This window comes from Metabacillus sp. RB-C-LZQ-3-1 (genome assembly GCF_058315175.1).
The window spans coordinates 13,985-28,056 of record NZ_JBZFLI010000015.1; the positions used below are offsets into that span (position 1 = coordinate 13,985).

14 protein-coding genes are annotated in these 14,072 nt (G+C 37.3%); 6 read left to right on the plus strand and 8 right to left on the minus strand.

Going from position 1 to position 14,072, the window contains the following annotated elements; all coding sequences use genetic code 11:
* Positions 1-17: 17 nt before the first annotated feature.
* The gene (locus AC4GZ8_RS19715; protein ID WP_491083611.1) at positions 18-887 is read right to left on the minus strand and encodes a cation diffusion facilitator family transporter; all 870 of its coding nucleotides are present in this window, start codon (positions 885-887) and stop codon (positions 18-20) included.
* 390 nt (positions 888-1,277) lie between these two features.
* On the opposite strand from AC4GZ8_RS19715, the gene AC4GZ8_RS19720 reads away from it, so the two are divergent.
* From AC4GZ8_RS19720 to AC4GZ8_RS19730, 3 genes are all read left to right on the plus strand, one after another.
* On the plus strand, positions 1,278-3,041 hold the full coding sequence (locus tag AC4GZ8_RS19720) for a LytS/YhcK type 5TM receptor domain-containing protein (protein ID WP_491083612.1): 1,764 nt from the start codon (positions 1,278-1,280) through the stop codon (positions 3,039-3,041).
* The gene (locus AC4GZ8_RS19725) at positions 3,025-3,756 is read left to right on the plus strand and encodes a LytR/AlgR family response regulator transcription factor (protein ID WP_491083613.1); all 732 of its coding nucleotides are present in this window, start codon (positions 3,025-3,027) and stop codon (positions 3,754-3,756) included. The genes AC4GZ8_RS19720 and AC4GZ8_RS19725 overlap by 17 nt, the downstream gene beginning before the upstream one ends.
* A gap of 145 nt (positions 3,757-3,901) precedes the next feature.
* Entirely contained in the window at positions 3,902-5,353 is a 1,452-nt protein-coding gene (locus tag AC4GZ8_RS19730) for a carbon starvation CstA family protein (RefSeq protein ID WP_491083614.1), read from the plus strand.
* Positions 5,354-5,563: 210 nt separating this feature from the next.
* Here the strand turns inward: AC4GZ8_RS19730 and AC4GZ8_RS19735 are convergent, their stop codons facing one another.
* The 5 genes from AC4GZ8_RS19735 to AC4GZ8_RS19755 all read right to left on the minus strand — a co-directional run bounded on the left by AC4GZ8_RS19735 (position 5,564) and on the right by AC4GZ8_RS19755 (position 10,878).
* Positions 5,564-6,760 carry a cytochrome P450 gene (locus AC4GZ8_RS19735; protein WP_491083615.1) on the minus strand — a complete coding sequence of 399 codons (1,197 nt, stop codon included), beginning with the start codon at positions 6,758-6,760 and terminating at the stop codon, positions 5,564-5,566.
* A gap of 156 nt (positions 6,761-6,916) precedes the next feature.
* Entirely contained in the window at positions 6,917-7,612 is a 696-nt protein-coding gene (gene bioD / locus AC4GZ8_RS19740) for a dethiobiotin synthase (protein ID WP_491083616.1), read from the minus strand.
* Positions 7,609-8,781 (minus strand): 8-amino-7-oxononanoate synthase, encoded by a 1,173-nt coding sequence (bioF, locus tag AC4GZ8_RS19745; protein ID WP_491083617.1) that lies wholly within the window; start codon positions 8,779-8,781, stop codon positions 7,609-7,611. The genes bioD and bioF overlap by 4 nt, the downstream gene beginning before the upstream one ends.
* Positions 8,771-10,117, minus strand: coding sequence for an adenosylmethionine--8-amino-7-oxononanoate transaminase (bioA, locus tag AC4GZ8_RS19750; protein WP_491083618.1), 1,347 nt, complete (start codon positions 10,115-10,117; stop codon positions 8,771-8,773). Before bioA ends, bioF begins: the two co-directional genes overlap by 11 nt.
* On the minus strand, positions 10,114-10,878 hold the full coding sequence (locus AC4GZ8_RS19755) for a 6-carboxyhexanoate--CoA ligase (protein WP_491083619.1): 765 nt from the start codon (positions 10,876-10,878) through the stop codon (positions 10,114-10,116). Before AC4GZ8_RS19755 ends, bioA begins: the two co-directional genes overlap by 4 nt.
* Positions 10,879-11,132: 254 nt before the next feature.
* Here AC4GZ8_RS19755 and AC4GZ8_RS19760 point away from each other — a divergent pair, with 254 nt between their 5' ends.
* Positions 11,133-12,029, plus strand: a complete 897-nt coding sequence (locus AC4GZ8_RS19760) for an AraC family transcriptional regulator (protein ID WP_491083620.1) — start codon at positions 11,133-11,135, stop codon at positions 12,027-12,029.
* 105 nt (positions 12,030-12,134) lie between these two features.
* Here the strand turns inward: AC4GZ8_RS19760 and AC4GZ8_RS19765 are convergent, their stop codons facing one another.
* Together AC4GZ8_RS19765 and AC4GZ8_RS19770 are read right to left on the minus strand one after the other, a co-directional pair.
* The gene (locus AC4GZ8_RS19765; protein WP_491083621.1) at positions 12,135-12,566 is read right to left on the minus strand and encodes a GNAT family N-acetyltransferase; all 432 of its coding nucleotides are present in this window, start codon (positions 12,564-12,566) and stop codon (positions 12,135-12,137) included.
* Positions 12,567-12,590: 24 nt separating this feature from the next.
* Positions 12,591-13,067, minus strand: coding sequence for an NUDIX hydrolase (locus AC4GZ8_RS19770; protein WP_491083622.1), 477 nt, complete (start codon positions 13,065-13,067; stop codon positions 12,591-12,593).
* A gap of 261 nt (positions 13,068-13,328) precedes the next feature.
* Here AC4GZ8_RS19770 and rpsN point away from each other — a divergent pair, with 261 nt between their 5' ends.
* Together rpsN and AC4GZ8_RS19780 are read left to right on the plus strand one after the other, a co-directional pair.
* Positions 13,329-13,598, plus strand: a complete 270-nt coding sequence (gene rpsN / locus AC4GZ8_RS19775; RefSeq protein WP_491083623.1) for a 30S ribosomal protein S14 — start codon at positions 13,329-13,331, stop codon at positions 13,596-13,598.
* A gap of 76 nt (positions 13,599-13,674) precedes the next feature.
* On the plus strand, positions 13,675-14,067 hold the full coding sequence (locus tag AC4GZ8_RS19780; protein WP_491083624.1) for a (2Fe-2S) ferredoxin domain-containing protein: 393 nt from the start codon (positions 13,675-13,677) through the stop codon (positions 14,065-14,067).
* Positions 14,068-14,072: the final 5 nt, after the last annotated feature.

The following is a 14,072-nucleotide window of genomic DNA, read 5'->3' on the forward strand; positions in this document are numbered from 1 at the left end:
AACTTGACGTGGGCATTTTAATTTGGTTCAACGTGAACATGAACATCATAAACCCCGTGATCAGTTTTCATTACTTTTTCCACTTGAGTTGCTATATCATGGGCTTCAGTTATATCAAGTTTAGAATTAACTAGTATGACAACATCTAATACTTCATTGTTACCATAGCTTCTTCCTTTAATTTGCTTAATCCCTTTCACACCATTAACCTTTCTAATTTGTTGATGATAAATCTGCAATTTTTTCTCATCAAATCCATCTGATAATTCATGTGATGCTTGCATAAAAATATCAAATGCTGTTTTACAAATTAAAATTCCCACAACAATTGCCGTAACTGTATCAATCCATGGCATGTTAAATTGAGACCCAAAAATTCCTATGGCAGTACCCATACTTACCCATGCATCAGAAATATTATCCTTTGCAGCTGCCATAACAGCCTTACTATTAATTTTCATCGCTAATTTTTTGTTATACAGATATACAAAATACATAACAATTGCTGAAAAAATACCAGTATATGCTGCCAGTACATCAGGTGATGCATCTCTTCCTTGCAACAACCCTAGGAATGCATCAATTAAAACCTGAAGTCCAACAGCTGCCATAATAAAAGAAGCAACCATTGAAGCGATTGTTTCACTTTTCCAGTGACCGTATGTATGGTTTTCATCGGCTGGTCTTTGCGAAAGCTTAAGCCCGATCAGTACAGCAATAGAAGCAATAATATCTGTTGTGTTATTTAAACCATCTGCTCTTAATGCAGCTGAATCACTTATATACCCAATTGCCAATTTTAAAATAGAAAGACAAATATATGCAACGATACTTATAATTGCTCCACGTTCTCCTAATTTAAGATCACTATATTTTTGTTCTTCCACATCACATGTCCTCCTGCTATCATTTGCATTGAATATCATAGCAAAGTGAAAATGGGTGGGTCTAGAGCAATCTTTTTGTATGCATTTTACTAAATAAGCAGTGTACAACTAAGTTGAATTTGGGCAATTTATCGGCGTATACCAAACTCATTTATACCCTTAATATTGTTTACCTCATAATCGCATAGGGAAAACAGCTCGTTATCTTTATCTATTGATGATATGTGGAATCCCTGTCTAAGTTTTGGTAAATTAAAAGGGAATATAATACGGTAACTAGATTTATTTTTAATACGAACCGATAATTTTTCCAACCTCGATGGATAAAAGTCCTCTACAAGGGAAATTAGCTATTGGGGACAATCTCCATCTTAAAAAGGGGTTATTCACATGTTTGAATTACTACTTACAATGGTCGAACGTCTTGGCATTATTGTCATGATTGCCTTCATCTTAACGCGATTCAAATTCTTCCGTGAAATGATTTATCACGATCAGCTCAATCACAAACAGCATGTGACGGCGATGATCTTTTTTGGCTTTTTCGGCATTATTGGTACATATTCAGGATTGAGTCTTAGTACAGAAACCCTCCAATTTAATCGTCTGCCTTCCGATCTTGCTGCTGATGAAGCGATTGCCAATTCACGGGTGATTGGTGTCGTATTGGCTGGGCTTCTCGGCGGATATAAAGTTGGGATTGGCGCCGGTTTAATAGCGGGGCTTCATCGGTTAACTTTAGGAGGATTTACAGGGATTTCCTGTGGGCTTGCTACCATTCTTGCGGGGGTAATCGCTGGATTCTTCCATAAAAAAAACAAACATGTAAAGTTACGTTCTGCTTTTTTGATTGGAGCATTAGCTGAGACACTGCAAATGATCGTCATAATGCTCATTTCACGCCCTTTTGAGCAGGCTGTGGCATTAGTGGAAATGATCGGCATTCCCATGATTTTTGCGAACGGAGTCGGATCTGCGATTTTTCTATTGATTATTAAAAGTGTATTTACTGAAGAAGAAAAGGCCGGTGCTATGCAGGCCCAGAAAACTCTGCGAATTGCCGACCAGACGCTTGCCTATCTGCGCAACGGTCTTACTACTGATTCTGCTGGTGCGGTTTGTCACATTATCCATAATGAAATCAAATCCAGTGCCGTTGCGATTACGAATACGTCAGAAATTCTTGCCCATGTTGGTCTTGGATATGATCATCACCGTGCGGAAAGCCCCATACAGACGAAGATTACGATGGATGCCATCAAACAGGGCAAGATCGTTGTGGCGAATCAACGCTCGATTCATTGTCGCGTTGAAGGATGCCCCCTCGGTGCAGCAGTGATAGCTCCTTTAAAGCTGCGCGGAAAACCGATTGGCGCATTAAAATTTTATTTTCGCTCCGAAAAAGAAATCACGAATGTTGTGATGGAGTTAATTACCGGGCTTAGTTCGATGATCAGCAATCAGCTTGAAATCTCTGAAGCGGATAAAGCGTATCAGCTTGCAAAGGAAACAGAGATAAGGGCGCTTCAGGCACAGATCAGTCCGCACTTTCTATTTAATACGCTTAATACAATTGTTTCACTTGTACGCATCGATCCGGCAAAAGCACGTAAGCTGCTAGTTTCTTTGTCCCATTTTTTACGGCAAAACCTGACTGTCACAACACATAATAAGATTATGCTGGAGCAGGAATTACGTCATGTAAAAGCGTACTTAGCAATTGAAGAAGCAAGGTTTGTTGATCGCTTAGAAGTTTTCTATGATATAGATGAAGGAGCACTTTTTCAAAGCATCCCCCCGCTTACGCTGCAGCCACTTGTTGAAAATGCAATGAAACATGGCTTCAAGGATAAAGAGGAAAACTGTTTACTGAACATTACAATAAGAAAGAACAAGAACGTTACTAATATAAGTGTGAAAGACAATGGAAAAGGAATGAGTAAAGAAATCGCCAATCAAATTTCCCAAACTCCGATTCAATCTGAGAAAGGAAGCGGTCTCGCCATTTATAATGTGAATCGCAGACTGACAATGATGTTTGGAGAGGAAGCGGCGCTAAAAATCGTAAGCGAACCTGGTAAAGGCACAGAAATTGCCTTTTCAATCCCGTATGAAGTGAAAGTGGAGGAAAAAGCAAATGAAATCATCTATTAAAACATTAATTGTCGATGATGAATTATATAGTCGCGATGAGCTAAAGTATTTGTTACAGAACTTTCCAGCAATCAACATTGTTGGTGAAGCAGAATCCGGCGAAGCTGCAGTCATGAAATCTCTTCAGCTTCAGCCTGATGTTGTTTTTTTAGATGTAGAGATGCCAAAAATGAATGGAATGGCAGCAGCAAAAGCACTAATGGAACTAAAAAAAGTCCCGCTTATTGTCTTCGCGACAGCGTATCCTCAATTTGCAGCAGAGGCATTCCGTTATGATGCGATTGATTATTTATTAAAACCGTATGACGAAGATCAGTTGCATGAAACAATTCAGCGGATTGAAAAAAAATTTGCAAGTAACGATGAAAGTGAAATAGGTAAACGTTCCGGAAAACTTCCTGTTGAAGCAGAAGGCGAGATCTTTTATCTCGAACCTGCGGACATCCTGTACATTTACAGGGACGAAAAAGTAACCAAGCTAATCACAAAAACAGGAGAATTTGAAACAAAAACACCTCTTAAGGAGCTGGAAAGCAAACTTAGTGCGTTTGATTTTTTCCGAATACATAAAAGCTATCTTGTGAACTTATCATATGTTTCGAAACTAACTCCATGGTTCAATGGTGCTTATCAGCTGCAAATCGAAGGCAGAGATGAAATGTTGGCAGTTAGCCGAAATTATGTAAAATCACTAAGAACGCACTTGGAAATTTAGCCCTTACTTGCATCTTAATCACGATTTTTAACATGATAGTCTCCGTTTTTGACCTTTTAATCTCAAACTCCCCCTTTTAAACTGTTATTGCATTATAATTCATGTAAACGCATTCATTTATTTATGAAGAACAGGGGGAGTAATCATGTATACGTTTTTAGGAGGTATTGCTCTTTTAATTATAGGGTACTTCACGTACGGAAAATTTATTGAAAAAATGTTTGGGGTAAAAGAAAATCGTGCCACCCCTGCATATGTGAACAACGATTCCGTTGACTATGTGCCAATGAGCACATCGAGGAATTCACTTATTCAATTGTTAAATATCGCGGGTACAGGACCTATTTTCGGCCCAATTATGGGAGCGCTTTATGGACCAGCTGCCTTCATCTGGATCGTTGTCGGCTGTATTTTTGCCGGGGCTGTCCATGACTATTTAACAGGAATGATCTCAATCCGTAACCGCGGAGCCCACTTACCTGAACTTGCAAGTAAGTTTCTTGGCAAAGTCATGAGACACGTTGTAAACGCATTCGCAATTCTGCTTCTACTATTAGTGGGAACAGTGTTTGTCTCAACACCGGCAAGTCTTTTACATGTTTTAATGGATGGCAAAATCGCATTAGGCGTGATCATTGGAGCTATTTTCCTTTATTATATTTTAGCTACTCTATTACCGGTTGATAAAATTATCGGTCGTTTATATCCATACTTTGGAGCATTGCTCGTTATCAGTGCACTTGGCGTAGGCATTGGTTTAGTTGTAACAGGAGCACCAATTCCTGAGCTTTCTTTCCAAAATTTCCATCCTGATAACGCGCCAATTTTCCCATTGATCTTTTTCACGATCACATGTGGTGCTCTTTCAGGCTTTCATGCTACACAAACACCAATCATTTCGCGTACAACGCAAAACGAAAAACAAGGTCGTAAAATTTTCTATGGTATGATGATTGCTGAAGGTATCATTGCGATGATTTGGGCAGCAGCATCTATGAGCTTATTTGACGGATATAATGGTCTAAATGAAGTACTTGCAGCAGGTGGTCCTGGTGCAGTTGTAAGTGAAGTTTCAACATTGATGCTTGGCGCAATCGGTGGTACTCTTGCCGTGCTTGGCGTTGTGGTTTTACCGATTACATCTGGTGATACTGCTTTCCGAAGTGCACGTATGATTATCGCTGAATACCTGAACATTGCACAAAAGAAATTGTCTAGCCGTTTATGGATTGCGATACCGTTATTTGTTATCTCAATTGTGTTAACTCAGATCGACTTTAATATTTTATGGAGATACTTCAGCTGGGCCAACCAAGCAACAGCGGTTATCGCATTATTTGTCGGTGCTATGTATTTATATATTGCGAAGAAAAATTACTGGGTTTCACTTATCCCTGGATCGTTCATGCTCGTCATGGTTATTACCTATATCCTTAATGCCCAAATCGGCTTCCGCCTATCAATGGATGTATCATGGTATGGCGGTGTGATTGGAACAGCTCTCCTGCTTGTTCTATTCTTCCGTGCCGCTAAAAAGGCTCGAGCGAATAATCTTCAGCTTGATGAGGATATTTCAGGTTGGGATAAAGCGGCATAATGAACTGCTGCAGCAGTCCTGAATATCACAAGGCTGAAATTGAGAAAGAGAAATAAGGTTAACAGTAAGGGAAGAGATTCGCTTCCCCTTTCTATTAAAATCATCTTTAGTTTGATAACAGCAGGAGGCACTATCGATGCTTTCTGCAATGAGCAAAGGATAGGGACAGTTCTGGTACCACTTATATGTGGTGCGGGGCTGTCCTTTATTTTATTTTTCATCGAAAAGTACATACATTTCATTCATAGCTCTAAAGCCTATAAGTTTTCTCCATTTTACCTCTTTAACCTCTAGTGGTGTATTTACTGAGTTTAGTAATATGGTTCGTAGGGCAATTTGAGCTTCTAACCTAGCTAAAGCAGAACCCAAGCAGAAATGGATACCCGATCCAAAAGCAAGGTGGTGATTTGGATTTCTAGTAATATCAAAGTTATTTCCATTAGAGAATTGGTTTGAATCTCTATTAGCTGCTCCAATAAGAACATACACATGATCACCTTTTTTAATCTGAATGTTTTTAAGTTCAACATCCTCTGATGCTAATCTAGCAATTACTTGAGTAGGACTTTCATATCGTAAGCATTCTTCTATTGCTGAATCAATTAGTAAAGGATTTTCAATCAATTTATCGTATTCTTTCGGGTTAGTTAAAAAACAATAAAGTGAATTACTTATTAAATTGACGGTTGTTTCATGTCCAGCAATCACAAGTAGTACAGAAATGGCTAAAAGCTCTTCTTCCGTTACTTTTCTATCTTTTTCTTGATGTAATAATTCACTAATGAGGTCATCCTGAGGAGATTGCCTTCTTTTTTTAATCAGATCTTTAAAAAAGGATAACATCTCCAATGTTGTTTTGGTTCCCTCAGCAATTGAATGTCTTGAACGGGTAAGATCGATCGACTGGATTAAACTTAGGGCCCATTTGCGAAAAATAGTCTTATTCTCTTCTGGAATCCCTATTATTTTCGCAATAACAAGACTAGCGAAAGGAAACGCAAAATCAGAAATTATTTCCACATTTTTTTGACTCTTTACATTATTAAATAAATCTAGAGCAAGATTTTCAATAAATGGGCGATATTTTTCAATGGCTGAAGGTGTGAATTGGCGGCTAACTAGCATACGTAACCTAGCATGATCGGGTGGATTTTTAAAAAGTAGCATATCGCTTTGGATTTTTTTTAAAGCTTCGTACTTTTTTGTTGTCTCTGGAAGTGGAATGCGAGTTTGGAAACGATTATCTTTAAGAATAATTAATGCTTCCTGATATCCAGTTACGTACCAGCCAGGATATTTTAGCAAACTCCCTTTATAAACCGGGTGAGTCGATCGAATTTCCTCATAAAAAGGATAGGGGTTTTTTATTATTTCATATATAGAATGCTCAGCATTTAGACTCTTCATGCTCTACCTCCTAATCTTAATTTGTTGTATACCAAAGAAGAGATACGTTCCTCCGAATCTCTTTTTTATCGATATTTTCTTGTAACTATAATCGCTTTATTTTCTCTACACTCATATTGCCGCCGGTTTATTTTCAATTTCAGCAATTGATTTATTTTATCCCCCCATTAAATTGATAAGGTTTGGTACATTGATATGTTCTTTTACCATTTTTTTAATGGCTTCTTTATTCCTGTTCTCAAGCTTCGGTGTAACTCCTAAAATTGGTACTCCGCATTGCTTTTCAATCACGTCAGGATTGGTCTTTTCTGCTAAATCAAAGCCTTTATTTTTTCCATTTATAATAATTCCTGCTATTTCAATTCCTAAACTTCGGGCATATTTCACTGTTAGAAATGTTTGATTGATTGTACCTAAGTTTGGCCTTGCGATAATAATTGTAGGGAGGTTCAAAGCTATGATTAAATCACTTACTAAAAAATCCGGGCCAAGCGGAACAGAAATTCCTCCTGCACCTTCAACAAGAAAATATTGATGTCTCTCTTTAATTCCATCCCAGTGATTCAATACGTCTTTAAGATAAATAGATTTTCTCTCTAGCTTTCCTGCAACATAAGGAGCAAGAGGTTCTTTAAATTCAAATGGTGTAATGTCTTCGTAGGTTAGGGAAGTTTGTGAAGCTTCCAAAAGCAAACTCGTATCGCTTTCTGGGTGTTCACGTGAAATTCCGCTTAACAGCGGTTTATATACACCAATATCCATTTGTTTTTCTTTAAGTACAGCTGCAATTCCACTTGTTATAAATGTTTTTCCTACACCTGTGTCTGTTCCTGTTACAAAGAATCCCTTCATTTAATTAATTCCAACTCCCTTCCAATTTCTGCGAATGCAGCAAGCATGTACTCAACCTGTAAATCATTATGATCAGCAGTAACAGTCAGTCTGATACGGCTCTCTTCTTTTGGAACAGTTGGTGGCCTGATCGCAGGTGCATAGATACCATTTTCTTGAAGCTTGTTTGAAAATCTAACCGACATTTCTGGATCACCAATAATCACTGGGATGATTGGGGTATTTTGTCCATAGACTATGAAACCCATTTCTTCTAGAGAGTTTTTTATTATTTTTATCTTTCTGAGTAAGCTTTCCCTTTTTTTCTGACTCTTCTCAATAATATCTATTGCGGCACAGGCGGCGGCACAGCTTACCGGAGGGATAGAGGTTTGAAAAATAAACGTTCTAGCATGATTTAACAAGAATTCTATCAACACTTTAGAACCTGTTACAAATCCTCCTTCAACTCCCACTGCCTTACTTAAAGTCCCAATGACTACATCTGGAGAAACACCAAAAAATTCGCTTGTTCCACTTCCTCTTTCTCCTAAAACCCCTGTAGCATGTGCATCATCTACAATGACATAGGCATCATATCGTTTAGCTAGTTTCATAATTTGGTCTAATGGAGCAATCGTTCCATCCATACTAAAAACACCATCTGTGACAATAAATCTACGAGTATGTATTTGTGTCTCTTTTAATTTTTCCTCAAGATCTTTCATGTCAGTATGCTGATATATGACAGTTTCAGCTTTCGATAATCTGCAACCGTCGATGATACTCGCATGATTAAGTTGGTCACTTAACAGCACATCTCCTTTTTCCGGAAGGGATGAGAGAACACCAACATTAGCTAAATAACCGCTTGAGAACAAAAGAGCAGCCTCCATCCTTTTGAAAATGGCAATTCTTCGCTCTAGCTTTTCATGCCATTCCGTGTTTCCAGTTGTTAACCTAGACCCGCTGCTTCCTATCCCAAATTCCTTTACCGTTTTTACGGCCTCTTCTATTAAAATCGGATTGTTCGCTAAGCTTAAATAGTTGTTTGATGAAAAAACAATCTGTTGTGTCCCATTAACTAACATTTGCGGCTGGGATGCAGTGCTCATTGTCCTTAACTTTCGATACAAGCCAACCTGTTTCGTCTCTTCTATCCTTTCACTTAACCATTGATCAATCCCCACTACAAGTAACCTCTTGAATCGCTTGTTTCATAATATTAACCATCGCTTTAAGCTCTTCCTTCGTACTTACAAGTGGAGGCATAAAAACAATGACATCACCTGTTGGTCTTGTCAGCATCCCTAGTTCTCTCATTTTTAACGTAACTTGATAGCCCATTCTTGCTTTTGTTGGAAAACTTTCTTTTGTTTCCTTAGATTTCACTAGCTCAATTCCACACATAAAACCTAATTGTCTAATATCTCCTACATGAGGCATATCTTTTAATTCTTGTAATAATTCATGTAATTGTTCGGCTTTTTCACTTACCTGTGCAACAATTTGATCTTGCTCAAACAAATGTAAATTTTCAAGTGCAACCGCACAACCTAGTTGGTTCCCAGTATAGGAGTGGCCATGGAAAAAGGTTTTTAGTCTATTGTAATCATCATAAAAAGCTTGATAGATTTCCTCTGTCGCAAAAGTTACAGCTATAGGTAAATACCCGCCTGTAATTCCTTTTCCAGCAGCCATTAAATCAGGTTGAATGTCTTCATATTCACAAGCAAACATTTTCCCAGTTCGCCCAAAGCCAGTTGCTACTTCATCAACAATCATAAGTACATCATATTTTGTACATAGCTCTCGAACACCAGACAAAAAGCCTTCAGGCATGACAATCATTCCCCCAGCACCTTGTACCATGGATTCGATGGATAATGCTGCAATTGATTCGTGCTGTTCTATCAGTAGCATTTCTAACTGTTTAAGACAGTCATCCCTGCAAATTTCTGGGTTTCCACTTTCTGATCGGTACACATATGGAATGGAAGCTTTATAGCTTTCAAACATAAGTGGTCCATAGACTTGATGGAAAAGCTCAATTGAACCGACACTGACCGCCCCGATCGTATCTCCATGATAGCCATTTTGCATGGAGATGAACTTTTGTTTTTCTGGCATCCCTATATTCTTCCAATATTGAAATGCCATTTTTAATGCAATTTCCATCGCTTCCGCACCACTATCAGAGTAAAAAACCCTTGTTAAGTTTTCTGGAGTTATTTTTATTAGTTTTTCTGCAAGCTCTGTAGCTGGAATATTTGTCATGCCTAATAATGTTGAGTGGGCGATTTTATCGAGTTGTTTTTTGATCGCATGATCTAATTCCTTTTTTCTATGGCCATGTACATTAAGCCAAACAGACGAAAATCCATCAAAATACTCCTTTCCATTAATATCCTTTACTTTTATCCCTTCGCCACTTGCAATAATTAGAGGATTTTCATCATAATCCTTCATTTGTGTAAAGGGTAACCATAAATGTTTTTTACTTTTTTCAATCAATTCATGCGTCATGTTCCTTCCTCCCAGTGAACTAAAATTGGTTGTTCTTCTAAATAAGACATATATGTATTGATATCAGACGTATCGATAAAAAAGATACGGCAACCTCTCTCATTACCATAGTGTTTAAGTTGTGTAATACGTTGATAGCCTTCATTTTTACTAGCTACATATCCAATCGTGTAATCTGGGTCATCTGACCAACATAATTCAGCAACGGTTGCTTTATGACTAGCCACTTTAGTTGCAAGTACAAGTGCATCCTTTAATCTAGGGTTAATAGAATAGCCTTTTGATTTAGTCCACTCTTCAAAATTTCTCGATTGCCAATCCATTCTAGAAACACGAACACCTTTATCTATTCTCCCATCTACGCGCTCCCCCGAATGAATATCAATGAGAATAGCTCCTCTTACTGCATATTCAGGAATTTGCTTATAAGCTTTTTCAATTACGTCTTTAGGGACACCAGCTTTTTCAAGCAGATATCTAGCAAGCTCTTGTCCTTCTTCAACTGTGATCACTTCATTTGTTTGAACTCTTAGGGGTTCCACTAGCTTAATAGGCTTATTTACAATTTCACATTGAATTTGAAAAAAATCTGGTTTTCCTCTTGAATGATTTAATGCTTTTACTAGTAAGGTATTCACTGATTTCCTTAAATCATTATAGGAAGAGAGCAATTCACCACCAGAAATATGCTTTACACCTTTTTCATTTGATTCATTCTCTGAGGCTCTCATTCTTACACTATATAATCCTATCTGTTCCATGTTTGTCTTCTCCTAAGTTTTATTAAAAACTATGAATTCTTATAGTACCTAGATTTATCAATATGTTAACCTATTTGATTATTAAGTTGACATATTAACAATAAAATGAATTATCTAAAGTGTCAATTGATTTAATGGAGAAAATAGGATTTATATGGGATATTTTTTATTTAAGATTAAAATGAATATAGCAAAAAATGTTAAGATATAAGGACTTATAAGCTGCTATAGTAGATGTAAGGTAGGTGAAGGAAATGGATTATGTTGTATGTATTCAGCGAACGCTTGATTATATTGAGGATAACCTTCACGAACAAATGACGCTGGAGAAATTAGCAAAGATTGCTTGCTTTTCTCCTTTTCATTATCATCGTGTTTTCCAGGCGATGGTCGGAGAATCTGTGATGGTTTATGTAAGAAAAAGAAGGCTAACTTATGCAGCAGAACGTTTATTTTATACAGATGAAAAAGTGATGATCATTGCAATGGATGTTGGTTTTCAATACCAAGAATCATTTAATAGAGCGTTTAAGAAGGTCTATGGTGTTTCACCAAAGCAGTACCGAAATGCAAAGAGTATATCCGGACCCTTGCGAGGGAAAGCCTACCTACACCATAAAAAAATCTTTTCAGGAGGACATATGATGGAACCAAAAATAGTCACGAAGCCTGCGTTTCACATCATTGGATACGAACTAAAAACGAAGAATGAAAACAATCAGAACAATAAAGACATTCCTCAATTTTGGCAGCATTACATGCTAAATAGATTGGGCTCGAGAATCCCAAATCCTATTCACAAAAATGTGGAACTCGGTATTTGTACTGACTTTAACCCTGAAACAGTCGAGTTTGTTTATATCATTGGAATGGAAGTAAATAAGGGAGAACAAGCACCTGAAGGAATGGTGTACAAAAGTTTCCCAGAGCTTGCATATGCGGTGTTTACAACGCCAAAGTCTAATGAAGAATCGTTTACCTCTTCTATTCAGTCCACTTGGAATTATATTTTTACAGAATGGTTCCCTCAATCGGGTTATGAACATGATGGAGATGTAGAATTCGAACTTTATGATGAAAGATGCTGGGGTTCAGTGAACAAAGAAATCGACATCTATATTCCTGTAAGGAAACAAAGTGTTAGGGTGTAATAGGATCCCTTAGCATAAAGAAAGTGAAACATACGCAGCCCTGTCTCTATTTTTACTACTGAGAGATTGGGCTATTTATTAGTGAACCTGGTTGAAATAACTTAGTTAAACTAGACCTTTTGAGAATCCAATACTTTTTTCCTTATAACCCATCTCCAAATAAAACTGATGTGCACCTTTTCTCTCTTCACGATTACCGCTGTTTAATCCGATAGCAGTAGCACCTTGTTCAATCGCCCATTTTTCAGCCTCTTGTATTAAGCTTTTACCTACTCCCTTTCTTCGATAGTGAATATCTACAACAAAAGCGACAATACGAACATAGCAACCGTCATATTCATAAAACAAACTAGTACATAACCCTGCCATTCCAACTACTTTTCCATTATATTCAGCTACTAATGTATGATAATTAGAATTTGTTGAGATTGTATGAAACCTATTTGCCATATGATCTATTGTTGTTGGATAGCCAAGTTGCTCCATTAACGACACTATTTGTGATACATCACCCATTTCTGCTTTTCTGATGATCATTTGCTCCCCCACTTTCAATTCCTTTTAAAAAAGTTCCTTATAATAACTAAGAGTTGGGACTAATTTTTTAGAATGATCGATTTGATCTAATTCAGTTCTCGTTACCCACTTTATATCACTTACTTCATCTTGTTGTAACATTGTTTCTGAGAGTTCAAAACTTTGGTTAAACACCCAAATATCGCAGAAGTTACTTTCACGTCGTTTACTTTTCACTAGATGGCCATTAGACTCATCCAAGGTTATTCCTATTTCTTCCTCTACTTCACGTAAAGCACCTTCAAGACTCTCTTCTCCTGCTAAAATAGATCCCCCCGTGCATTCCCAGAGATTCGGATACGTCTTATTTGGATGACGCTTTGTCAAAAGAATCTCACCCTTACTATTTTGAATCCAAACATGAACCACTATATGATAGTCGCCTTCGGGTAATGGATTTCCACGAATATGAGTCCTATTTGTCTTCTTTCTGTTCTTGTCATACAAATCCCGCTGTTCCAAAAGATCGTCTCCTCTTCTTTAAGATTTATGATTGCTTTCTTCATGGATTTTTACCATTATTTATACAGTCATTTTGACAATATTCTATTCGGTTCATATGGAAAAAATCCTTCATTGAAATAGAAGTTATTTCGTACAAAAAATTCGTAGGACTACCTTTGAAACAGTTTTGTATTTGCATTTCTTTTAAAAAAAGATTAAAATAAATCACAAATCGTAATTGTTACGATTTATTATTAGAATAAAAGCGAGGTTTAATCAATGGCTAAAAAGTCAAAAATTGCGAAAGAAAGAAAACGTCAAGAAATGGTTTCAAAGTATGCAGAAATTAGAAAGGAACTCAAAGCTAAGGGAGACTATGAAGCCTTAAAAAAGTTACCAAGAGATTCTTCCCCTACTCGATTACATAATCGATGTGAAATAACCGGAAGACCTAGAGGGTATCTCCGTAAGTTTAAAATGTCCAGAATTGCTTTCCGAGAATTAGCTCATAAAGGGCAGCTTCCTGGTATCAAAAAGTCGAGCTGGTGAAGAGTATTCTTCAATTATTAAAGATTCAGTCTATCCCTCAAATCGTAATGATTACTATTATTGGAGTGATATTTAAATGGCTACCTGGAATTTAAGTAACACGATTCATCATGTTCTCATCTGCAATGGAAGCAGCTGCAATCGTGTTGGAGCTGAAGAGTTAACACAGGAGTTACGAAAGGAAATTTCTAAAAGAAATTTAGACGATATTATTCACACGACTCGAACTAGATGTAATGGACGATGTTATGATAAGTGTGTTGTGATTAACTACCCCGAAGGGAATTGGTATAAGGATTTACAGCCTGAAGATGTTCCTCGTTTTATTAACTCCCTCCTTGACAACAAGGATTACACAGGGAAAATTAGTCATTCCTATAATGGCCAGGGATTTGAGCGTTCACAAGGTGTTGTGACTGGTATAGCAAAAGATCGCGAAAAAGTAAGGAAAGTATCCAAATTATTATAAAGGGG